Genomic DNA, 21,591 nt, shown 5'->3' on the forward strand with positions numbered 1-21,591 from the left:
GCGCCCGGTGTCGGTCGGGGGCGGTGCGCTGGGCTACCGGGCCTGGCGGCGTTCGGCAGCCCGGCCGAGCGCGTCGATCCCGAGGACGAGCGCCAGGCCGGCGACGGCGAGCAGCACCGGCACGAGGACCGGGCCGGAGGGCGCCGCGAGGTCCGTGCTGTCCAGCCCGCTCGGCCACGGCCACAGGATCCGCAGGGACCCGAGCATGAGCCCGATGAGGCCCGCGAGGACGACGTCGTGGTGGTGGTCGAGGAGCCAGGTGAGGAGGGAGGAGAACGCCGCGAGACCGACCGCGCAGCCCAGGAGGAAGGCGAGCAGCAGCCCGATCTCGCGCTCGTTGACCGCCCCGAGGACCTGGGTGTACATCCCGAGGAGCACGAGGATGAACGAGCCGCTGATCCCGGGGAGGATCATCGCGCAGATCGCGACGGCGCCGGCGAGGAAGAACACCCACCAGGGCCGGGTGGCCACCTCGGCGCCCGAGGCGTGGGTGGTGTCCTGCAGGCCGAGGAAGAGGAAGAACAGCAGGCCGGCGACGAGCGCGACGACGACGAGCCGCCCGCTGGGCCGGCGCACGAGCTTCCACGAGACGAGCACGGCGCCGGCGATGAGCCCGAAGAAGAGCCCGGCCATCGCCTGCGGCTCCTCGGCGAGCAGCCGCTCCAGCGGGCCGGACAGGAGCAGGACGGCCGCGCCGATGCCGACGAGCAGGCTGAGCACCCACACCCAGGGCACCGCGGCCAGCCGCCGGCCGGTCTCACGCAGGTCGCCCCGCGCGAGCGCGGCGACCGACGAGGCCGCGGTGGCGATGGCGTGGACGAGCCGCTCGTAGATGCCGAGGACGAGGGCGACCGTGCCACCGGAGACGCCCGGCACGATGTCGGCCGAGCCCATGAGGAACCCGCGGACCACCTGGAGCACCGGCTGGGCCGGGCCGGTGGGGTCGCGGGCCTCGCCGCGGGGCGGGTCAGCGGGCATCGCGCCACGCGATCCACTCGTGGAGGGTCGAGAGGTCGTAGTCGGGGCCGCTGGCCGAGACGGTGAAGAGGGTCGCACCCGCCGCGACGAGCCCCTCGCCGATCTCGCCCGGGTTGCCGCGCACCGCCACCGACCGCTCGATCTCGCCCGGGTCGCGCCCGACGTCGGCGCAGTGCGCGTCGAGGACCGCGCTCTTGTGCCGCAGGGTCTCGAGGTCGGCGAAGCCGTGCCAGATGGCGGCGTGCTCGGCGGTGTACCGCAGCGTCTTGCGCTCCCCGCCGCCGCCGATGAGCACCGGGATGTCGCGGGTGGGCGCGGGGTTGAGCCGTGCCCAGCGCTCCTTGATCCGGGGCAGTGCGTGGGAGAGGTCGGCGAGCCGTGAGCCGGCGGTGCCGAACTCGTAGCCGTACTCGGTGTAGTCCCGCTCGAACCAGCCCGCCCCGATCCCGAGGATGAGCCGCCCGCCGCTGATGTGGTCGACCGTGCGGGCCATGTCGGCCAGCAGGTCGGGGTTGCGGTAGCTGTTGCACGTGACGAGGGCGCCGATCTCCACGCGGCTCGTCTGCTCGGCCCACGCCCCGAGCATCGTCCAGCACTCGAAGTGCTTTCCGTCCGGGTCACCGCTCAGCGGGAAGAAGTGGTCCCAGTTGAAGACGACGTCGGCCCCGGCGTCCTCGGCGCGCAGGACGGCGTCGCGGAGCTGGGCGTAGTCGGCGTGCTGGGGCTGGAGCTGGACGGCGATGCGTACGGGTCGGGTCATGCCCCTATCGTGCAGCAGCCGTTCTCGGTGCGCAGGTGACAGCGACGGCGCCGGCTCACCCCTCGTCGTCGTCCTGGGGCTCGGTGAGCCGGGCCTGGGTGGCCGCCTTGACCCGCTCGGGCAGTGCCTTGGACGCGCGTGACATCAGGGTGTTGCGCACCGTCGAGCCGACGACGGCGTCGTCCTTGCCGGCGAGCATCGCGGCGACGCCGTCGCGGGCGACCTCGGCCGGGTCGTCCTTGTTCTCGCTGCGCCCGACGCGGGTGTCCTCCATGCCGGCGCGCTCGAAGAACTCGGTGTCGGTGGGCCCGGGCATCATCGTCGTCACGGTGACCCCGGTGTCCTTGAGCTCGTAGCGGACGGACTGCGCGAAGTTGAGCGCGAAGGCCTTCGAGGCGCTGTAGGTCGCGTAGTACGGGCCGGGCATCATGCTCGTCACCGAGCCGGTGACCAGGAGCCGTCCGCGCCCGGCGGCGACCATGCGCGGCAGCAGCCGCTTGGCGAGGTGGACGACGGAGGTGACGTTGAGGGCGATGAGGTCGAGGTCGGCGTCGAGGTCCGTCTCGACGAAGGGACCGCCCACGGCCACGCCCGCGTTGAGGACGAGGGCGTCGACGTCGCGGTCCCCCACCGCGGCGACGAGGTCCTCGACGCCGTCGTAGGTGGCGAGGTCCGCCTGGAGCGCCTCGACGGTGAGGCTGGGGACGTCGAACTGCGCCTCCTGCACCGCCGGGTCCTCCGCGCACAGGAGGAGGTCGTAGCCCTCCTGGGCCAGGACGTGGGCGATCTCGCGGCCGATGCCGCTGGAGGCGCCGGTGACGACGGCGAAGGGGCGGGTGCTGGGTGCTGCCATGGGTCCTCCCGGGGTTCGTGGGTCACACCGTAGGCGCGGTGCCGCCCGTCCGCGCGGCCGGGGCGCTGCGTCCACAGGCTTGTCCACTGGTTGTGCACAACCGCGTCAGCATCGCGCCATTTCCTCCGTCCGGTGTGCGACGGGTGGGGCTGCGGCCGCACACTGGCGCCATGAGTGCTGTCGCAGAGGCCCGTCGGCGACTGGGCGACGTCCTGCTCTCCCGGGTGGCCGGCCCGGAGGCGCACACCGCCCGTCGCCGCATCCACGGGGAGCCCGGCCCGCGCTGGTTCGGGCCCGAGGACCCGATCCAGCGGGTGCACGGGGACGCCTCGATGTACGTCGGCGGGCTGCGCGCACTGCTGCTGCAGTCCCTCCACCCGCTCGCGATGGCGGCGGTGGCCCAGCACTCGGACTACCGGTCCGACCCGTGGGGCCGCCTCGCCCGCACGAGCACGTTCATCGCCGAGACCACCTACGCACGCACCGAGGACGCGGAGCGGGCGATCGCCGTCGTCCGCGCGGTGCACCGGTACGTGAGCGGCACGACGACCGACGGCCGCCCCTACCGCGCCGACGACCCCCACCTCCTCACCTGGGTGCACGTCGCCGAGATCGACAGCTTCCTCACCGCGCACCAGATCTTCGGACGCCGCCCGCTCGACGAGGCGGACATCGACGCCTACGTGGCCCAGACCGCCGGGGTGGCGCGCCGACTGGGCGGGGAGCGCGTCCCGACGACGCACGCCGAGCTCCGGGAGACGCTCGAGCGCTACCGCCCCGAGCTCGAGCAGACCCCCGAGGCGCTGGAGGCGGCCGAGTTCCTCCTCCACCGCCCGCCGATCACCGGCGCCGCCCGGTTCGGCTACGCCCTCATCGGGCGGGCGGCCGTCGCCACCCTGCCACCCTGGGCGCGTGAGCCGCTGCGACTGGACGGCAGGCGAAGCGTCACCGGGGGACGCCTCGCCGGGCACGTCGCGACGCGGAGCCTGCGCTGGGCGCTCGGCGGGATCGACCCGGTGGACACCCCCACTCCCGACTCACCCCACTGACCCGCCCGGCGGGCGGCGTCAGGTCAGCTGCAGCGTCGTGATGCAGGTCGGGTCCTCGGCGCCGGTGCCGATCGGGACCTGGCCGGTGAGGCCGTCGTGGCTCACCTCGAGGGTCCCCTCGAAGCCACGGGGCAGCCAGTAGCCGGCGAACCCGTTGGCGAACGTCGTCACCGTCTCCTCGACGAGGACCTCACCGTCGCTCGACGTCAGGGTGACCTCGATGTCCTCCTCGACCAGCTCGCCCTGACAACTGGTGAGCGAGTGGAAGTAGCACTCGTGGGTCGCCTCGACGTAGGGGGCGAACGACACGTAGAACTCCTCGGCGGGCAGCTCGACGGTGATCTCGTCGGTGCCGTCGCCGAGGACGAGCTCCTCGGCGCGGACCGAGGCCATGAGGTCGGCCGGCCGGTCGGCACCGCCGAGGCGGTCGAGGTGGTCGACCATCTCCTTGCCGCTCATGCCGTCGAGGCCGTGCTCGCTGAGGAGCGGCGCCGTCGCGGTCGCGGGCGCATCCTCGGGGGACGCGTCGTCCGCCGGGGAGCAGGCGGCGAGCAGGAGCAGGAGGGCGGCGGCTGCTGCCGTGGGCCGGATTCGAGGCATATGTCCACCCTGCCCGACGCGCGCCGCTCCCGTCACGGGTCCTAGGTCCTGCGGTGAGCGACCTGGCTCACACCCGGGAGTGCTCCTCGAGCGCCGCCGCGAGCGCCTCCCCGCGCAGCCCGGCGCGGACGAGCACGTGGAGGAGGAGGCGGGCCTTGCGACCGGACAGCTCACCGGCCATGAGCACCCCGCCCGCGAGGAGCCGGGTCTCCGAGCCCTCGTATCCGTAGGTCGCCCTGCCGGTGCCACCACGGACGGTCCGGGAGGAGACGACCGCGACGACGCCGCGCCTGACCGCCGCCAGGAGCTCGCGGGAGGTGGCGGCCGAGACGTGCCCCAGCCCTCCCCCGTCGACGACCACGGCCCCGAACCCGGCGTCGAGCACGGCCCGCACGACCCGCCCGTCGTCGGCGAGCGTCGCCTCGACGAGCGCGACGTCCACCGGCCCCGGACCGGGCGCCGGCAGGGGTGCGGGCCGGGCGGGCGGAGCGGAGAAGAAGCGGACCTCGCCCTCGTGCAGCCGCCCGGCCGGGCCGTGGCCCGGCGAGGCGAAGGCGCGCGGGCCGGTCGAGGCCTCCTTGGTCACCCGGGCGGCGAGGTGCACCTCGTCGCTGAGCACGACGAGCACCCCGCGCTCGCGCGCCTGCGGGGCGAGCGCGCACCGGGCGGCGGCGAGGAGGTTGGACGGCGCGTCGGTGCCCGGGACGTCCGTCGAGCGCATCGCGCCGGTGACGACGAGCGGCGCTGGACGGTCCCACAGCACGTCGAGCAGGTAGGCGGTCTCCTCGAGCGTGTCGGTGCCGTGGGTGACGAGCACGCCGGCCGCGCCGTCGTCGACCTGGGCGCGCGCCCACTCCAGGGTGGTGAGGACGTCGTCGACGTCGACGGACGCCGAGGGCTTGGTCGTCACCGTCGTCGTGCGCAGGGTGGCGAGCTCGCCGAGGTGGGGGACGACGCGGACGAGCGCGTCGGCGTCGAGGCGGGGCTCGGCGGCGGCACCGGGCGTGGGTGCGACCATCCCGATGGTCCCGCCCATGGCCGCGACGGCGAGGGTCGGCTGCTCCATGCGCCAAGCATCCCACCGTCGCCGACCCCCGCCCGCACACGGCCCTCGACGTGCCCGTCACAGTGCCCCGCGATACACAAGGGCCCATGCCCCTCTACGGATTCCATGCCTCCCACGAGCAGATCGCTCCCTCCCGGCTCCTGCGCGACGTGCAGCAGGCCGAGCGTGCCGGCTTCGACATGGCCATGTGCTCCGACCACTTCGCCCCGTGGTCGACGCGCCAGGGACACTCCGGCTTCGCGTGGTCGTGGCTCGGTGCGGCGCTCGCCACGACGAACCTGCGGCTCGGCACGGTCAACGCCCCCGGCCAGCGCTACCACCCCGCGATCATCGCCCAGGCGTCCGCGACGCTCGCCGAGATGTTCCCCGGCCGCTTCTGGGTGGCGCTGGGGACCGGGCAGAACATGAACGAGCACATCACCGGGGACAAGTGGATCGGCAAGGACCTGCGCCAGGAGCGCCTCGAGGAGTGCGTGGAGGTCATCCGCCGCCTCCACGCCGGGGAGGACCTCACCTACCGCGGCGCGCACGTGACCACCGAGCGCGCCCGGATCTACTCCCTGCCCCAGACCCCGCCCCCGCTCATCGGCCCCGCCCTCTCCCCCGCCACCGCGGCGCGCGCGGCGACGTGGGCCGACGGCCTCGTGACGATCAACAGCGACGTCGAGTCGGTGCGCGAGATCGTCGCCGCCTACCGCGACAACGGCGGGACGGGCACGCTGGCGCTCCAGGTCCACGTGTCGATCGCCCCGACGCTCGCCGAGGCCCGGGACATCGCCCGCGACCAGTGGCGCAACCACCCGTTCCCCGAGCCGATCGGTCACGACACCGCCACCCCCGAGGACTTCGACGCCATCGGGCAGTTCGTGCCCGACGAGGAGGTCGCCCGCTCGGTCGTCGTCACCGACTCCGTCGCCGACCTCGTGGAGCAGCTGCGCGAGTACGAGGAGCTCGGCTTCGACGAGGTCTACCTCCACCACGTCTCACAGGACCAGGCCCCGTTCCTCGCGCTCGCCGAGCACGAGCTGCTCCCGGCGCTCCGCTCCTGACCGGTCCCTGCCGCGGGTCAGGACCGCGCGCCGTCCTCCTTCCCGGGGTCCGGCTCCCGGCGCCGGGCGAGCCAGCCACCGCCGTACAGCGCCCACAGGACCAGGAGCGGCTGGAAGAACAGCCGGACCAAGCGCTTGCGGTCGGTGTCGAGGCCGAAGGCGTCGGTCCCCTCGAGCCACTGCGCGACATTGCCCGGGAAGATGACGACGTAGAACACCGCCAGCAGGGCGCCGATGACGCGCTTGTGGCGCGGCAGGGCGAGGAACGAGGCGCCGAGGGCGATCTCGGCGACCCCGGAGACGACCACGGTGAGGTCCGCGTCCACCGGGAACCAGTCGGGCACCTGGGCCTGGAACTCCTCGCGCTGGCTCGTGAGGTGGCCCACCCCCGCGCCGACCATGGCGAGTCCGAGGGCCAGGCGGGCGGCGGTGCGCAGTGTCGACATCCGCCGAGTGTAGGAACGCCCGAGGCCGTGCGCGCGGGAAGGCCCCGACGAGTTCCGGTCCCGCGTCAGGTCGGTAGGGCATGGCAACCTTCGTCCTCGTCCCCGGTGCCGGCGGGTCCGCCTGGTACTGGCACCTCGTCGAGCGCGAGCTGCGCGCCCGTGGCCACACGACCGTCGCCGTCGACCTTCCCGCCGACGACGACACCGCCGGGCTGGACGCCTACGCGGCGGCCGTCGTCGCCGCGGTGCCGGACGGCAGCGAGGACCTCGTCGTCGTCGCCCAGTCGATGGGAGGGCTGACCGCCCCGCTCGTGGCCGACCGGCTGGCGGTGCGGCTCGTGGTCCTCGTCAACGCGATGATCCCGCGGCCCGGCGAGACCGGCGGTGAGTGGTGGGAGGTGAGCGGCCAGGGAGAGGCGATGGAGGCGTACGCGCACAGCCTCGGCCTCACCCCCGAGGACCTCTCCGACCCGGTGGTGCTCTACGGCCACGACGTGCCCCCGGACCTTTTCGCCGAGTCCGGACGGCGGACGCGCGACCAGTCCGGGCGCCCCTTCGCCGACCCGTGGCCCCTCGCGGCGTGGCCCGACGTCCTCACCCGGGTCGTCACCGGCAGCCGTGACCGCCTCTTCCCGCGAGACTTCCAGCACCGCCTCGCCCGCGAGCGCCTCGGCGTCGTGCCCGACGACGTCGAGGGCGGGCACGCGGTGGCGCTCAGCCGGCCCGCCGAGCTGGCCGCACTGCTCGACCGGTACGCCCACGAGGCGCCACGGGCGGCCTCGACCCCTTGATAGGTGACCTATCGGTCACCTATTGTCGTCGGTGTGGACGACGACCTCGTGTTCAGGGCGCTGGCGGACCCGGTCCGCCGCCTGCTCATGGACGCGTTGTTCGAGCGGGACGGGCGATCGCTCGGCGAGCTCGAGGACGTCGTCGCCGGCCACGTCGAGATGACGCGGTTCGGGGTGTCCAAGCACCTGCGCCTCCTCGAGGCTGCCGGGCTGGTGAGCACCCGCAAGGTCGGCCGGGTCAAGGAGCACTACCTCAACCCTGTCCCGATCCAGCAGATCCACCGCCGGTGGATCGGCAAGTACACCGACAGGGCGCGCACCGCGGACGCCCTGATCGAGCTCAAGGAACGACTCGAGGACACGACCCCGGACCAGGAGTGAGCGACATGGCCACCAGCGTCATCCACAGCATCTACATCAAGGCACCGGCCCAGCGGATCTGGGACGCCATCACCACCTCGGAGGACACGAAGCGGTGGGGCTACGGCGGGGCGGTCGAGATCGACCAGCGACCCGGCGGCGCCTACCGCAACCTCACGACCCCCGAGATGCGCGAGATGGGCATGGGCGACACCGCGATCGAGGGCGAGGTGCTCGAGATCGACCCGCCGCGCCGCCTCGTCCTCGCCTGGCGCCCGACGTGGCACCCGGAGATGCCGAGCACGACCCTCACCTGGGAGCTCACCGAGTTCCCCGGCGGCCAGACCAAGGTCACGCTCACCCACGACGTCAGCGCAGCGCCCGAGCTCTTCGAGGAGGTCGACGGCGGTGGGGACCCGCAGGGCGGTGGCGGCGGCTGGCCGTGGTCGCTCTCCGGCCTCAAGACCCTCGTCGAGACCGGGAGCCCGATGGACGACTGAGCGCCTCTGGCAGCGCCCGCCACTGTGCGCACCGCCCCCGCCACTGTGCGCCCCGCGCAGCCACCGTGCCGCTCCACCGGGCGCACGGCGGCAAGCAGGGGCGCACGGTGAGCGGAGGAGGCGCACGGTTGCACGAGCGTACAGGCGGGCGTACCCGGGCGTCAGGCGGGCGGTGCGGCAGTGAGCGCGGCGAGCGCGCCATGACCGGCCACACCGGTGACCCGCCAGCCGCCCCGCTCCAGCGTGCGCCCGGCGCGCGGCAGGACCCTCGGTCCCGGCGCGGGGGTGTGGAAGACGAGATGGAGCACTCCCCCGGGCCGCAGCACCCGGCGCAGTGCCGCGAGCTCGCTGACCGCGGCCGAGGTCCAGAAGAGGTTGACGTCCACCGCGAGCGCCGCGTCCACGCTCGCGTCGGGCACGTCGAGGTCGGCGAGCGCGCACTGCCGCAGCTCCACCCGTCCGGAGCCGACGACCTCCCCGAGGCGCGCCGTCGCGCGCGCGATCGCCGTCGCGGACCGGTCGATCCCCACGAAGCGCGCGCGGGGCAGGCGGCCGGCGAGCCGCGCCATCGTCGCGCCTGGCCCGCAGCCGACCTCGAGCACCGCCGCCGGCTCGCGGGCCGCGACGAGACCCACGGCCAACTCGTGACGGTCCTCCACGTCCCCTCCTCACCCGGCGCCCCGATCATCGTGCCCCGCACCACCGGATGCCGCGAGGCCTGGCTCCCGGTAGACATGGCGCGACCTTGCCGCCCACCCTCCAGGGGACGACAACCGATGAGCCGCATCACCGAGACCTCCGACCAGTGGTGGAAGACGGCAGTGATCTACTGCCTCGACATCGAGACCTTCTTCGACTCCGACGGCGACGGCATCGGTGACGTCGCGGGCGTCAACGAGCGGATCGACTACCTCGCCCGGCTCGGCGTCACGTGCCTGTGGCTCATGCCCTTCTACCCGACGCCCAACCTCGACGACGGGTACGACGTCACCGACTTCTACGGGGTCGACCCGCGCCTGGGCAGCCACGGCGACGTCGTCGAGCTGATCCGCACCGCCAAGGACCGCGGCATGCGGGTCATCGCCGACCTGCTCATCAACCACACCTCCGACCAGCACCCCTGGTTCAAGGCCTCGCGCCGCTCGAAGGACAACCCGTTCCGGGACTACTACGTCTGGCGCGCGGACACCCCGCCGGACACCTCGGACCAGACCGTCTTCCCCGACAAGGAGGACGGGATCTGGACGTTCGACGAGCGCACCGAGGAGTGGTACCTCCACCACTTCTACTCCCACCAGCCCGACCTCAACGTCGCCAACCCCAAGGTGCGCGACGAGATCATGAAGGTCATCGGCTTCTGGCTCGAGCTGGGGCTCGACGGCTTCCGGGTGGATGCCGTGCCCTTCTTCCTCGAGGACGTCGGGATGACCGGCGCCGACGCCGACGCGATGGCCCAGCCGCACGACCACCTGAAGAACATCCGCGCCTTCCTCTCCCGGCGGCGCGGGGACGCGATCATGCTCGGCGAGGTCAACGTGCCCCGCGAGGAGCAGGTGACGTACTTCGGCGAGGGCCACCAGCTCCACATGATGTTCGACTTCGTCACGATGCAGCAGATGTACCTGTCCCTCGCTCGCAGGGACGCCGGGCCGCTGGCCGAGGCGCTACGCAGTCGCCCGGAGATCCCCGAGGACTGCCAGTGGGCGACGTTCGTGCGCAACCACGACGAGCTCACCCTCGACAAGCTCACCGAGGAGGAGCGCCAGGAGGTCTTCGCCGCGTTCGGCCCGGAGGAGCGCATGCAGCTCTTCGGCCGCGGCCTCAAGCGCCGGGTGCCACCGATGGTCGACGGCGACCCGCGCCGGGTGCGACTCGTGTACTCCCTGCTCTTCTCGCTGCCCGGCACGCCGTCGCTGTTCTACGGCGAGGAGATCGGGATGGGTGAGGACCTCGACGCCGAGGGACGCATGGCGGTGCGCACCCCGATGCAGTGGTCACCGGAGAGGAACGGCGGGTTCTCCACCGCGCGTCCCTCCCGGCTGGTCGCCCGGCCCGTGCCCGACGGCTACGGCCCGCAGTTCGTCAACGCGTGGGAGCAGATGCGCGACCCGGACTCGTTGTGGAGCTTCATCCGCCACCTCATCCAGATCTACCGCTCCCACCCCGAGCTCGGCCGCGGGACGTTCAGCCTCCTCGACCAGCCCAACCCCGAGGTGCTCGCCCACCAGGTCACCTGGGAGGGGCGCGCCGTCGTCGCCGTGCACAACCTCGGCGGCGAGGCCCGCACCGTCCCGCTCACCGTGGACGCGCCGGCCGGCTCGGTGCTCGAGTGCCTCCTCGGGCGGGAGAACGTCGAGGTCGGCGACGGCGGAGCGGTCGAGCTGGTCCTCGACGGGTACGGCTACCGCTGGTTCCACGTCCACCACCCCGGCGGGCTGCGCCTGCCGTAGGCCCGCTTGGAGAGTGCCCACGGTCCGGCACGAAGTTCTCATCGGCTGAGACGCCGTGTGTTATTTTCCAGCCTTGCGTGCTGTCGCCAGCAGTGCGCGTGGCATGCCGACCGGTTCCCGCCGGCCGGGTCCCGTTCCTAAGGATGTGAACCATGACCCTTGCCCACCCTCGGCGCCGCGCGCTCCTCGCCGCGCCCGCCGTCCTCGCGCTGACCCTCGCCGGCTGCGCCGACACGAGCGACACCGGCGGCAGCGACACCGGCACGGACGACGGCACCGGTGGCGGGAGCATCACGGTCGGCACGACCGACGTGATCTTCTCCCTCGACCCGGCCGGCTCCTACGACAACGGCTCCTTCCTGGTCCAGAACCAGGTCTTCCCGTTCCTGCTCAACACCCCCTACGGCAGCCCCGACGTCGAGCCGGACATCGCCGAGTCCGCCGAGTTCACCGGGCCCAGCGAGTACACGGTCACCCTCAAGGAGGGCCTGACCTTCGCGAACGGAAACGAGCTCACCTCCTCGGACGTGAAGTTCAGCTTCGACCGGCAGCTCGCGATCGCCGACCCGAACGGGCCGTCCTCGCTGCTCTACAACCTCCAGAGCGTCGAGACGCCGGACGAGCTCACCGTCGTCTTCACGCTCAAGGGCGAGAACGACCAGACCTTCCCGCAGGTGCTCTCCTCCCCGGTCGGGCCGATCGTCGACGAGGAGGTCTTCTCCGCCACCGAGCTCACCCCGGCGGACGACATCGTCGAGGGCCAGGCCTTCGCCGGCCAGTACGCGATCACCGACTACGCCGAGAACGAGCTCGTCCGCTACGAGGCCTTCGCCGACTACGGCGGCATGCTCGAGCCGGCGCAGACCCCGACCGTCACCGCGCAGTACTTCACCGAGGAGACCTCCCTCAAGCTCGCGGTCCAGCAGGGCGACGTCGACGTCGCCTTCCGCAACCTGTCCCCCACCGACCTGGCCGACCTCGCCGACGACGAGAACGTCACCGTCCACGACGGCCCCGGTGGGGAGATCCGCTACATCGTCTTCGACTTCACCACCCAGCCGTTCGGGACGCAGACCCCCGAGGCGGACGAGGCCAAGGCGCTGGCCGTGCGCCAGGCGGCCGCCCACCTCATCGACCGCGAGGCGCTGAGCCAGGAGATCTACCAGGGCACCTACACCCCGCTGTACTCCTACGTGCCCGAGGGCCTGAGCGGCGCCGCCGAGCCGCTGCTGGAGATGTACGGCGATGGTGAGGGCGGGCCCGACGCCGCCGCCGCGGCGGCCGTGCTCGAGGAGGCCGGCATCCCGACGCCGGTCGCGCTCAACCTCCAGTACAGCCCCGACCACTACGGCAACTCCTCCGACGAGGAGTACGCCCTCATCGAGCAGCAGCTCGAGGCAGACGGGCTGTTCGACATCACCCTGCAGTCCACGCTGTGGGACACCTACAACGGCGAGCGGGTCGAGCACGCCTACCCCGCCTACCAGCTCGGCTGGTTCCCGGACTACTCCGACGCGGACAACTACCTCTCCCCGTTCTTCCTCACGGAGAACTTCCTCGTCAACGACTACTCCGACCAGGCCGTCAACGACCTCATCCTCGACCAGGCCACCGAGCCAGACCCGGCCGCGCGCGAGGCGAAGATCGCCGAGGTCCAGCGCCTCGTCGCCGAGGACCTGTCGACCCTGCCCTACCTGCAGGGCGCCCAGGTGGCCGTCGCCCAGAACGACGTCACCGGCGTCACGCTCGACGCGTCCTTCAAGTTCCGCTACGCGCCGCTGTCACGCTGACCGACCGTCCGGGGGACGGGGTGCCGCCGTGCGCGGCGCCCCGTCCCCGCCCGGGAGAGGAGAAGCAGCGTGACGATCGCTGACGAACGGACGGTGAGCCCCACCGCGGCGACGCGGTCGGGCGGCTCGGGGCTGGGCCGCTACGTGCTCGTGCGGTTCCTGCTCATCATCCCCACGGTGTTCATCCTGGTCACCCTCGTGTTCTTCCTCATGCGGGTGGTCGGTGACCCGATCTCGGCGTCGGTGGGCGGGCGCCTCACGCCCGACCAGCTCGCCCAGCGCCTGGCGGACGCCGGCTACGACCGCCCCGTGCTCGTCCAGTACGTCGAGTACCTCGGGCAGGTGTTCACCGGTGACTTCGGCCGGACGCTCACCGACAACCGCGCGATCAGCGAGGTGCTGCTCACCTACGGCACGGCGACCTTCGAGCTCGTCCTCTTCGCACTCCTCGTCGCCCTGCTCGTCGGCATCCCGCTCGGCCGGATCGCCGCCTACCGGCGCGACCAGGTGCCCGACGCGGTGCTGCGGGTGCTCGCCATCCTCTGCTACGCCACCCCGGTGTTCTTCGCGGGCCTGCTGCTCAAGCTCGTCTTCTCGGTGTGGCTCGGCTGGTTCCCGCTCGGCGGGCGGGCGCGGCCGGACACCCAGCTCATCCTCGACCGCATCACCGGCTCGAGCGGCATCAACATCCTCGACGCGCTGCGCACCGGCCGGTGGGACCTCATCTCCGACGTCCTGTCCCACGCCGTCCTGCCGGCCCTCGCCCTGGGCCTGCTCACCGCCGGGGTGTTCCTGCGCCTCGTGCGCACCAACCTCATCGGCACGCTCGGGATGGACTACGTGACCGCGGCCCGCTCCCGCGGCGTCACCGAGTCCAGGCTGCTGCGCAAGCACGCCTACAAGCCGGCGCTCATCCCGATCATCACCGTCATGGGCATGCAGATCGCCATGATGCTCGGCGGCGCGATCCTCACCGAGACGACGTTCGAGTGGCGCGGGCTGGGCTTCCAGCTCGCCCAGTACCTCGGCGCGCGGGACTTCGTCGCGGTCCAGGGGATCGTCGCGCTCCTCGCCGTCATCGTCGCCGTGACCAACTTCGTCGTCGACGTCGTCGCCGCCCTCATCGACCCGAGAGTGAGGTACTGACGATGAGCGAGTCGACCGTCGCCCCCGGCGCCGCCGCCCACGAGCCCCGCTGGAAGCGGCTGCCGCTCGTGTGGCAGCTGCGCCGCAGCGTGGGGCTCCAGCGAGGGATGCTCGTCGCGGGCCTCGTGCTCTGCGCCGTCTTCGTCCTCACCGCCGTCCTCGCGCCCGTCATCGCGCCGTACTCCTTCAACCAGCTCAGCGGCCCGGACGGCAGCTTCCCGCGTCAGGCGCCACCGTCGGCACAGTTCTGGTGGGGCACGACGGTGGGCGGCTACGACGTCTTCTCCCGGGTCGTGTGGGGGGCGCAGACGGCGCTCCTCACGGTGGTCCTCGCCGTCGTCGCCTCGCTCTTCCTCGGGGTGGCACTCGGCCTCGTCTCCGGGTACCTCGGCGGATGGCTCGACCGCGTCCTCGTCACCGTCGCCGACGCGATCTACGCCTTCCCCTCCCTGCTCCTCGCCATCGTCGTGTCGATCATCATCTCCGGCGGTCAGTCGAGCTTCCTCGGCGGGATCGCGGCCGCCGCCATCTCCATCACCGTCGTCTTCGTGCCGCAGTACTTCCGCGTCGTACGGGCCGAGACGGTGCGCCTCAAGGCCGAGCCGTTCGTCGAGTCGGCGCGCGTGCTCGGCGCCTCGACGCCGCGTGTCCTCTCGCGCCACGTGCTGCGCAACGCGACCCGCTCGCTGCCGCTCATCGTCACGCTCAACGCCTCCGAGGCGATCCTCACCCTCGCCGGCCTCGGCTTCCTCGGCTTCGGCATCAACCCCACCGCGGCCGCCGAGTGGGGCTACGACCTCAACAGGGCCATCTCCGACGTCGCGAGCGGCATCTGGTGGACGGGCGTCTTCCCCGGCGCCGCCATCGTCCTGCTCGTCCTGGGCATCACCCTCGTCGGGGAGAGCCTCAACGACCTGTCCGACCCGAGGCTGCGCAGCCGGCGGCGCCCGCCCCGGCGCGCCGCGACGACGGGAGCCGACGCATGAGCCCCAGCGACCACGACGGCTCCCCCGTCGTCGAGATCCGCGACCTCCACGTGACGTTCGCGACCGACGGCGCGCCGGTGCACGCCGTCGACGGCGTCTCCCTGCACGTCGACCCGGGCGAGATCCTCGCCGTCGTCGGGGAGTCCGGGTCGGGCAAGACCGTCACCGCCAAGAGCGTGCTCGGGCTGCTCCCCGACAACGCCCGGGTCGACGGCGCGGTGGTCCTCGCCGGGCAGGACGTCCTGCGCCTGCGGCCGGCCGAGCTGCGCCGCGCCCGGGGGCGGGACGTGGCGATGGTCTTCCAGGAGCCCTCGACGGCCCTCAACCCGGTGTTCACCGTCGGGTGGCAGATCGCCGAGGGGCTGCGCGCGCACGGGACCTACTCGCGCGCCGAGGCCCGCGCCCGCGCCGTGGAGGTGCTCGGCCGGGTGGGGATCCCCGACCCGCAGACGCGGGTGGACCACTACCCCCACCAGTTCTCCGGCGGCCAGAAGCAGCGGATCGTCATCGCCATGGCGATGGCGCTGGAGCCGAGCGTCATCGTCGCCGACGAGCCGACGACGGCGCTGGACGTCACCGTGCAGGCCGAGATCCTCGACCTGCTGCGCGCGGTGCGCGACGAGTTCGGCCGGGCGATCATCCTCATCACCCACAACATGGGAGTCGTCGCCGACCTCGCCGACCGGGTCGCGGTCATGTACCGGGGCGAGGTGGTCGAGCAGGCGCCCGCGCGCGAGCTGTTCGCCGCTCCGCAGCACGAGTACACCCGCCGGCTGCTCGCCGCCGTGCCGCGGCTCGGCGCGCACACCACCGACCGGGCGCCCGGCCGGTCGCCGGCCGCGGAGGCCGGTGAGCCTCTCGTGCGCGCCCGAGGCCTGGAGGTCGTGTACCCGGGGCGGCTGCGCCAGCCCGGGTTCCGCGCGGTGTCCGGGGTGGACCTCACGATCGCGCCGGGCGAGGTGCTCGGCCTGGTCGGTGAGTCCGGGTCCGGCAAGACGACGATCGGGCGGGCCATCGCCGGGCTCACCCGCGCGACCGGCGGGTCGCTGGAGGTGCTCGGTCAGGAGATGGTCGGCTTCCGGGAGCGCACCTTCCGGCCGCACCGCGCCCGGCTCGGGTTCGTCTTCCAGGACCCGGCGACGAGCTTCAACCCGCTCCTCACGGTCGGTGAGGCGATCGCCGAGCCGCTGCTCATCCACGGCCGCGCGCGAGACGTTGCCGCGGCCCGGCCCAGGGTCCACGAGCTGCTCGACGCGGTCCACCTGCCCATCGCCTACGCCGCCCGGTACCCGCACGAGCTGTCGGGCGGTCAGCGCCAGCGCGCGAGCCTGGCCCGTGCGCTCGCCCTGGACCCGGAGCTCCTCGTCGCCGACGAGCCGACGTCGGCGCTGGACGTCTCGGTGCAGGACAAGGTCCTCGAGGTGTTCGGTGAGCTCCAGCAGCGGCTCGGCTTCGCGACCCTGTTCATCAGCCACGACCTCGCCGTCGTCGGGATGCTCGCCGACCGGATAGCCGTGCTCTACCGCGGCGAGCTGGTCGAGCTGGGCACCGGCACGCAGGTGCTCGGCGACCCGCAGCACCCCTACACGCGGCGGCTGCTCGCCTCGGTCCCGGTGCCGGACCCGGTGGAGCAGGAGGCGCGGCGCGCCGCGCTGGCGGCGCTCACCTCCGCGGTCCCCGAACCCAGCATCGTGCCGTAGCGCGGCGCTGCGGCGGTCAGAAGGGGACGCCTTGCTCGCCGCGCCCCTGTCCGACTTCGCGTGCCCGACGAACGACCTGGCTGTCGGCCTCAGCCGGTGAGCTCGCCGACCTCCAGGCCCGCTGCGACGTCCGCGACCTCGGAGCGCCACCATGGGGTCTCGACGAACCCGCGCTTGATGGTGAGCAGCTCGAGGGAGGCCGACCATCCGGTCACTCCGGGCAAAGCAGCCAGGGACTCGGTGGTGAACGCATAGAGGTCCTCGGTTCGCCGGGCGATGACCTCCGCGACGAGGCAGTTGCCCCCGAGCGGCAGCGCGAGGTACCGCACCTCTGGGCGCCGCGCGAGCACCTGGGCGACCTCGGTGAGCCGGGCCGGCTCGACGTCGACCCGGAGCTGGATCTCGGACTCGAATCCGAGAGCGGCGGCCTGGACGAGGGTGACGACGTGGGCCCACCGGCGGGAGCGAAGGCGCTCGAAGCGGCGCCGCACGGTGCTCTCGTTGAGGCCGACCTCCTCGGCCACCTCCGCGAAGCTCGCCCGGCCGTCGAGCTTGAGCCGGTCGAGGATGGCCTCGTCGACGGCGTCGAAGGCGAACTCCTCGAACTCCCCCGTGTCCACCGGGTCGTCGGGCTGGAGCCCGAGGAGCTCGCGTGCCCAGTCGTGGCTCACCTTGTACACGTGGAGGGTGAGCTCACCGATGACGGCCTCGACGCCGGGGATCGTCTGCACCTCGCGCACGACCGTGTGGTAGGCGCCGGCCTCCCTGGGGACCTGCACCTCGGCGATGATGTCGTGAGGGCCGGTGAGCAGCGTGACGAAGCGGACGTCGGGGCGCTCGGCGATCCGGCTCGCGACCGGGAGCGCCATCGTCGGCCCGCACTTGAGGCGCAGGAAGAAGAACTGGTGCGACTCGCTGCCACCCGCGCCGCGCATGACGGCGATCTTCAGCGCCCCCTCGTCGGTGAGCTGCTGGACGCGCCGTGCCACGGTCGGCCCGGTCGTGCCGCAGAGGTCGGCGATCGCCGACCAGCTCGCCCGTCCGTCGAGCTGCAGCGCGGCGACGATCCGCCGGTCGAGGTCATCGAGGCTCCGGCCGGCGGGCGCGCCGTTGCTCACGTCGCCTGCTTCGCCTCGACCTCGGAGAGGAACTCCCGCACGGTCTGGGTCCACAGCTCAGCTTCCTCGATCTGGGGGGAGTGTCCGGACTTCTCGAACACTACAAGGCGTGCGTCGGGGATGAGGGAGGCGATGGTCTCGCTGCACGACACCGGCGTGATCCAGTCGGTGCGACCCACGGTGACGAGCGTGGGACAGGTGACGCCGGGCAGTCTGTCCTTGATGTCGTAGTTCGGGATGTTGTGGGCGAAGGCGTAGTTGTGCGTCTCGTACCGGTAGGGAGTGGTCGCGACGATCCGCTCGACCTTCTGCGGGTTGTACTCGTAGTCGTAGAGCGGGAGGATCTCGCGCCAGCAGTCCCGCAGGTCGTCGTTGTCGCGCACCCGGCCCTCGTCGATGCGGTCGAGCTTCTCGACGTCGACCTTCACGCGGTCCGAGGCCAGGGCATTCTCCCGGGAGAGCTTCTCGTTCTGGCCGTCCGGCGAGGTGTCCCGCAGGACCATGGCGCGCACCCGGTCGGGGTAGCGGGTGGCGTACTCCATGGCGATGAACCCGCCGTAGGAGCCACCCGCGACGATGACCTGCTCGGCTCCGATCCACTCCCGGACCCCCTCGACGTCGGCCGCCCACTGCTCGTGGGTGAACGGACCGTTGCCCTCCGACTCCCCCGAGCCGCGGGCGTCGTACACGACGACGCGGTAGCTGTCGGCCAGGCGCCCGAAGCTCGTCCGTGGCTCGGCGCGCGACCCGAGGCCGGGCGCCCCGTGGAGCGCGATGAGCACCGGGGCGTCCTCGGGGCCGAGGACTTCCAGGGCGAGCTTGTTGCCGTTGATCTCGACGAACACGTGGGTCTCCTGTCGGTGGTGGTCAGGCGGTGATCGTGCAGTCGGCCAGCGACCGCGGGTAGGACGTGAGGGCCTCGGCACCCGTCTCAGTGACGAGCATCGAGTCGGAGATGCGGTAGCCGGCGTGCCCGGGCACGTAGATCCCGGGCTCGTTGGACACGACCATCCCCTCGGCGAGCGGGGTCGGGTCTCCGTCCTCGAGCCACGGCGGCTCGTGCATGCCCAGGCCGATGCCGTGGCCCTGCCTGTGCAGCACGTACTCCCCCAGCCCTGCGTCCATGAGCTCTGCGAGGCAGGCAGTGTTGGCGTCGCGACAGGGCACCCCGGGCGCGATGGCGGAGGCGCCGACCTCCTGCGCCCGCCGCACGGCCTCGTGGTAGCGGGCCTGCTCCTCGGTGGGCTGCCCGATGACGAACGTGCGCTCGCACTCGACGAACCTGCCACCGACGGCGCAGCCGAGGGAGAGCATGAACGTGTCCCCCTCCTGCAGCCGGTAGCCCGACGGCAGTCCGTGCGGGTAGGAGGAGTTCGCCCCGCCGTAGACCAGTCCTCCGGCCATGAACCCGACGACGACGACGTCGCGGTGCTCCTCGTACATGACACCGGTGCCGACCCTGCCGACAAGGGCCGCGAGCTCGGCCTCGGTGGGCAGCGGGTCGTCCGCGCGTAGGGCGTCGCGCACGGCTGCTACCCCGGCCTCGACCATGAGGTCGCTGATCCGCGCCGCTTCCCGGTGCAGGGCGATCTCCGCGGGTCGCTTGACGTACCTGCACGCCATGACGACGTCGGTGGGGACCGGCGCCACGTCCATCCCCTCCCGCATCATCCGCAGCCGCAGGAACGAGGAGGTGAGCGGGTGCCCCACCCGCCGTCCGGCGGCGAGCGCGGCGAGCGGGGCGAACGGGTTCGTCACACCGGGGTACTCGGCGTACTCCACGACCTGCGCGACCGCGCCCTGTGCCCGCGCGTAGCCGGCCTCGAGCCGGGGGACCAGGAGAACTGCGGGGCCGTCGACCGGCAGCCAGACGGCCACGGGGCGTTCGGTGGGGTGGTGGAAGAAGCCGGTGAGGTAGGCGACGTCGTCGGGGTCATCGGTGAGGACGGCGTCCAGCCCTTCCGCTGTGGCGGCGGCGCGGACGGCGTCCTGCAGCACCTCGATCGTCTCGGCCGTGAGGCGCTGGGAGAACGCCGTCGTCTGGGCAGTCATCGGGAGGTGCCTCCTCGGCGGGGGTTGCGGGCGTCGTTGTAGGCGGTGGACAGGAGCGTCGCGGACAGGACGAGCGCGAGGATGGCGAGGGAGGGAAACATGGTGAGCCACCAGGCGCTGGACATGGCACCGGACTGTTGCGCCTCGTAGAGGATCCGGCCCCACGACCACGTGTTCGGGTCACCGAGGCCGAGGAAGGCGAGCCCCGCGGCCGAGAGCACGGCCCGCGATGCGGTGAGGACGACTGAGACCGCGATGACGGGGGTGACGGCCGGCAGGACGTGGCGGGTGATGATCCACCACGGCGAGGTCGTCATGAGGCGGGCCGCGTCGACGTAGGGAAGCTGGACCACGGTGAGTGCCTGCGACCGGACCACCCGGGTGACCTCGGGCCAGGAGAAGGCGGCGATGACGACGATGATCGTCAGTGTGCTCGGTCCGACGAGCGCGGCGATGAGGATCATGAGCGGGAGAACGGGCAGCGAGAGCATGAGGTCGACGAGCGTGCTGAGCAGCGCGTCCAGCCGGCGGAAGTAGGCGCCGACGACGGCGAGCACGGTGCCGACGACGATGGCGAGGAACGACGCCGCTGCTGCGACGGCCAGGCTCTGGCGTGTTCCCCAGATGACCTCCGCGAGCACGTCACGGCCGAGGGCGTCGGTGCCGAACGGGTGGGTGAGGGAGGGCGGGGCGAGCAGGTCGCTGCCGTACCCGGAGGGGTAGGCCGCGAGGAGAGGCGCGGCGAGGGCGACAGCCACGAGGACCGCCATGACACCGAGCGCGAGCATGCCTAGCGGCTGACGCCGGAAGGCGCGCCAGGTAGCGCGGGCGGCGGTGGGGCGCTCCAGGGCCACCGGCTCGGTCAGTGCTCCGACGGCGCCGAGCGCGCCGGCCGGCTGCGCCGGCGTCGGGTCGGTCGTGGCGGTCATGCGGTCTTCACCCTTGGGTCGAGGACTCCGTAGACGAGGTCGGTGAGCATGTTCGCGACGACGACGGTCACCGCGAGGAGGAGAAAGGACCCCTGGAGGACCGGGAAGTCCAGCTGGGTCACCGCCTCGTAGATCCCCCGGCCGATGCCGGGGTAGGCGAAGACGGTCTCGGTGAGCACCGCCCCACCGACGAGCGTCCCGAGCTGGAGGCCGATGAGCGTCGTCGCCGGGAGCAGCGCGTTGCGCAGCGCGTGCTTCCACAGCACCCGGCGGTAGGGCAGCCCGTTCGCCCGTGCCAGCGTGCAGTAGTCCTCACCGAGCGCGTCGATGAGCGTGGAGCGCATCGTCAGCACGTACGCGCCGAGCTGGATGAGCATGAGCGAGAGAATCGGCAGGACGGCGTGGTGCAGCACGTTGCCGTACCACGCCATCCCGTAGACGCCGCGGTCGTAGGCGCCGCCGATCGGGAACCAGCCGAGCTGCAGCCCGAGCGTGTAGAGGAGGAAGACCCCGACGCTCGGGACGAAGAGCGACTGCGCGGTGACCCCGACCATCTGCACGAGACGGTCGAAGGCGCCCCCGGCACGGGAGGCGGCGAGAACCCCGAGCGGGATGCCGAGCAGCACCGTGAGCACCAGGGCCCCGGAGGCGAGCAGGAGCGTCCACGGCAGTCGCTCCATGAGCACCTCGGTCACCGGGACGGACTGGGTGAAGGAGATTCCGAGGTTGCCCTGAGCGAGCTGGCCGAGGTAGGCGAGGTACTGCACCGCCAGCGGCTGGTCGAGGCCGTACTGCTCGAGGAGGGCCGCCCGCTGGTCCGCGGTCATGTTCGGGCTCTGGATCGCCAGCGTGGGGTCACCGGGGAGCAGGCGCAGGAGAAGGAAGGTGACGGTGACCGCGAACCACACGGTCAGCAGCCCTCGTCCCACGCGCCGTAGCGCGAACGTTCCCATGGTCATGTCGGGCAG

The 21,591-nt window shown here is 72.4% G+C and carries 22 protein-coding genes; 10 read left to right on the forward strand and 12 right to left on the reverse strand.

The features are described 5' to 3' along the window. Positions 1–33: 33 nt before the first annotated feature. The 3 genes from FE251_RS09070 to FE251_RS09080 are packed head-to-tail and all read right to left on the reverse strand — an operon-like array spanning position 34 to position 2,591. Entirely contained in the window at positions 34–978 is a 945-nt protein-coding gene (locus FE251_RS09070) for a DUF368 domain-containing protein (RefSeq protein WP_139948546.1), read from the reverse strand. Next, positions 968–1,738 (reverse strand): LLM class F420-dependent oxidoreductase, encoded by a 771-nt coding sequence (locus FE251_RS09075; protein WP_139948547.1) that lies wholly within the window; start codon positions 1,736–1,738, stop codon positions 968–970. Before FE251_RS09075 ends, FE251_RS09070 begins: the two co-directional genes overlap by 11 nt. A gap of 55 nt (positions 1,739–1,793) precedes the next feature. Continuing rightward, complete coding sequence (locus FE251_RS09080) at positions 1,794–2,591, reverse strand: SDR family NAD(P)-dependent oxidoreductase (RefSeq protein WP_139948548.1); 798 nt, start codon at positions 2,589–2,591, stop codon at positions 1,794–1,796. A gap of 170 nt (positions 2,592–2,761) precedes the next feature. Between FE251_RS09080 and FE251_RS09085 the strand changes: the two genes are divergently transcribed. After that, positions 2,762–3,640: an oxygenase MpaB family protein gene (locus FE251_RS09085; RefSeq protein ID WP_139948549.1), complete on the forward strand. Its 879-nt coding sequence runs from the start codon at positions 2,762–2,764 to the stop codon at positions 3,638–3,640. 18 nt (positions 3,641–3,658) lie between these two features. Here the strand turns inward: FE251_RS09085 and FE251_RS09090 are convergent, their stop codons facing one another. Both FE251_RS09090 and FE251_RS09095 read right to left on the reverse strand, forming a co-directional pair. Next, positions 3,659–4,240 (reverse strand): CueP family metal-binding protein, encoded by a 582-nt coding sequence (locus tag FE251_RS09090; RefSeq protein ID WP_139948550.1) that lies wholly within the window; start codon positions 4,238–4,240, stop codon positions 3,659–3,661. A 67-nt stretch (positions 4,241–4,307) separates the two neighbouring features. Further along, the gene (locus tag FE251_RS09095) at positions 4,308–5,306 is read right to left on the reverse strand and encodes an asparaginase (RefSeq protein WP_139948551.1); all 999 of its coding nucleotides are present in this window, start codon (positions 5,304–5,306) and stop codon (positions 4,308–4,310) included. 86 nt (positions 5,307–5,392) lie between these two features. Here FE251_RS09095 and FE251_RS09100 point away from each other — a divergent pair, with 86 nt between their 5' ends. Next, the gene (locus FE251_RS09100; RefSeq protein WP_139948552.1) at positions 5,393–6,355 is read left to right on the forward strand and encodes a TIGR03885 family FMN-dependent LLM class oxidoreductase; all 963 of its coding nucleotides are present in this window, start codon (positions 5,393–5,395) and stop codon (positions 6,353–6,355) included. A gap of 17 nt (positions 6,356–6,372) precedes the next feature. Here the strand turns inward: FE251_RS09100 and FE251_RS09105 are convergent, their stop codons facing one another. Next, on the reverse strand, positions 6,373–6,801 hold the full coding sequence (locus FE251_RS09105; protein ID WP_139071120.1) for a DoxX family protein: 429 nt from the start codon (positions 6,799–6,801) through the stop codon (positions 6,373–6,375). A gap of 80 nt (positions 6,802–6,881) precedes the next feature. Here FE251_RS09105 and FE251_RS09110 point away from each other — a divergent pair, with 80 nt between their 5' ends. From FE251_RS09110 to FE251_RS09120, 3 genes are all read left to right on the forward strand, one after another. Then, positions 6,882–7,592, forward strand: coding sequence for an alpha/beta fold hydrolase (locus tag FE251_RS09110; RefSeq protein ID WP_139948553.1), 711 nt, complete (start codon positions 6,882–6,884; stop codon positions 7,590–7,592). An 87-nt stretch (positions 7,593–7,679) separates the two neighbouring features. Beyond that, on the forward strand, positions 7,680–7,973 hold the full coding sequence (locus FE251_RS09115) for an ArsR/SmtB family transcription factor (RefSeq protein WP_456237487.1): 294 nt from the start codon (positions 7,680–7,682) through the stop codon (positions 7,971–7,973). Between the two features lie 5 nt (positions 7,974–7,978). Further along, positions 7,979–8,452: an SRPBCC domain-containing protein gene (locus tag FE251_RS09120; RefSeq protein WP_139071123.1), complete on the forward strand. Its 474-nt coding sequence runs from the start codon at positions 7,979–7,981 to the stop codon at positions 8,450–8,452. 161 nt (positions 8,453–8,613) lie between these two features. On the opposite strand, the gene FE251_RS09125 is transcribed toward FE251_RS09120, so the two are convergent. Then, positions 8,614–9,111, reverse strand: a complete 498-nt coding sequence (locus FE251_RS09125; protein WP_139071124.1) for a class I SAM-dependent methyltransferase — start codon at positions 9,109–9,111, stop codon at positions 8,614–8,616. 117 nt (positions 9,112–9,228) lie between these two features. On the opposite strand from FE251_RS09125, the gene FE251_RS09130 reads away from it, so the two are divergent. The 5 genes from FE251_RS09130 to FE251_RS09150 all read left to right on the forward strand — a co-directional run bounded on the left by FE251_RS09130 (position 9,229) and on the right by FE251_RS09150 (position 16,524). Further along, positions 9,229–10,902, forward strand: coding sequence for an alpha-amylase family protein (locus FE251_RS09130; RefSeq protein ID WP_139948554.1), 1,674 nt, complete (start codon positions 9,229–9,231; stop codon positions 10,900–10,902). A gap of 152 nt (positions 10,903–11,054) precedes the next feature. Beyond that, entirely contained in the window at positions 11,055–12,692 is a 1,638-nt protein-coding gene (locus FE251_RS09135; protein WP_139948555.1) for an ABC transporter substrate-binding protein, read from the forward strand. Between the two features lie 69 nt (positions 12,693–12,761). Beyond that, positions 12,762–13,838, forward strand: a complete 1,077-nt coding sequence (locus FE251_RS09140; RefSeq protein ID WP_230976379.1) for an ABC transporter permease — start codon at positions 12,762–12,764, stop codon at positions 13,836–13,838. Positions 13,839–13,840: 2 nt separating this feature from the next. After that, complete coding sequence (locus FE251_RS09145; protein WP_139071126.1) at positions 13,841–14,824, forward strand: ABC transporter permease; 984 nt, start codon at positions 13,841–13,843, stop codon at positions 14,822–14,824. Beyond that, a complete protein-coding gene (locus FE251_RS09150) occupies positions 14,821–16,524 on the forward strand; it encodes an ABC transporter ATP-binding protein (RefSeq protein ID WP_139948556.1) in 1,704 nt (567 codons plus the stop codon). Before FE251_RS09145 ends, FE251_RS09150 begins: the two co-directional genes overlap by 4 nt. Positions 16,525–16,613: 89 nt before the next feature. On the opposite strand, the gene FE251_RS09155 is transcribed toward FE251_RS09150, so the two are convergent. Genes FE251_RS09155 through FE251_RS09175 form a run of 5 tightly spaced genes read right to left on the reverse strand, consistent with a single transcriptional unit; the run spans position 16,614 to position 21,582 of the window. Next, complete coding sequence (locus FE251_RS09155; protein ID WP_168202699.1) at positions 16,614–17,642, reverse strand: Lrp/AsnC family transcriptional regulator; 1,029 nt, start codon at positions 17,640–17,642, stop codon at positions 16,614–16,616. Continuing rightward, positions 17,639–18,487, reverse strand: a complete 849-nt coding sequence (locus tag FE251_RS09160; RefSeq protein WP_139071129.1) for an alpha/beta fold hydrolase — start codon at positions 18,485–18,487, stop codon at positions 17,639–17,641. The genes FE251_RS09155 and FE251_RS09160 overlap by 4 nt, the downstream gene beginning before the upstream one ends. A gap of 22 nt (positions 18,488–18,509) precedes the next feature. Then, positions 18,510–19,694 (reverse strand): M24 family metallopeptidase, encoded by a 1,185-nt coding sequence (locus tag FE251_RS09165; RefSeq protein ID WP_139071130.1) that lies wholly within the window; start codon positions 19,692–19,694, stop codon positions 18,510–18,512. Beyond that, complete coding sequence (locus tag FE251_RS09170; RefSeq protein WP_139071131.1) at positions 19,691–20,623, reverse strand: ABC transporter permease; 933 nt, start codon at positions 20,621–20,623, stop codon at positions 19,691–19,693. Before FE251_RS09170 ends, FE251_RS09165 begins: the two co-directional genes overlap by 4 nt. Further along, positions 20,620–21,582: an ABC transporter permease gene (locus FE251_RS09175; RefSeq protein WP_218013575.1), complete on the reverse strand. Its 963-nt coding sequence runs from the start codon at positions 21,580–21,582 to the stop codon at positions 20,620–20,622. Before FE251_RS09175 ends, FE251_RS09170 begins: the two co-directional genes overlap by 4 nt. Positions 21,583–21,591 lie beyond the last annotated feature (9 nt).

Source organism: Georgenia wutianyii (assembly GCF_006349365.1).
In the GTDB taxonomy this organism is placed as follows: Bacteria; Actinomycetota; Actinomycetes; order Actinomycetales; family Actinomycetaceae; genus Oceanitalea; species Oceanitalea wutianyii.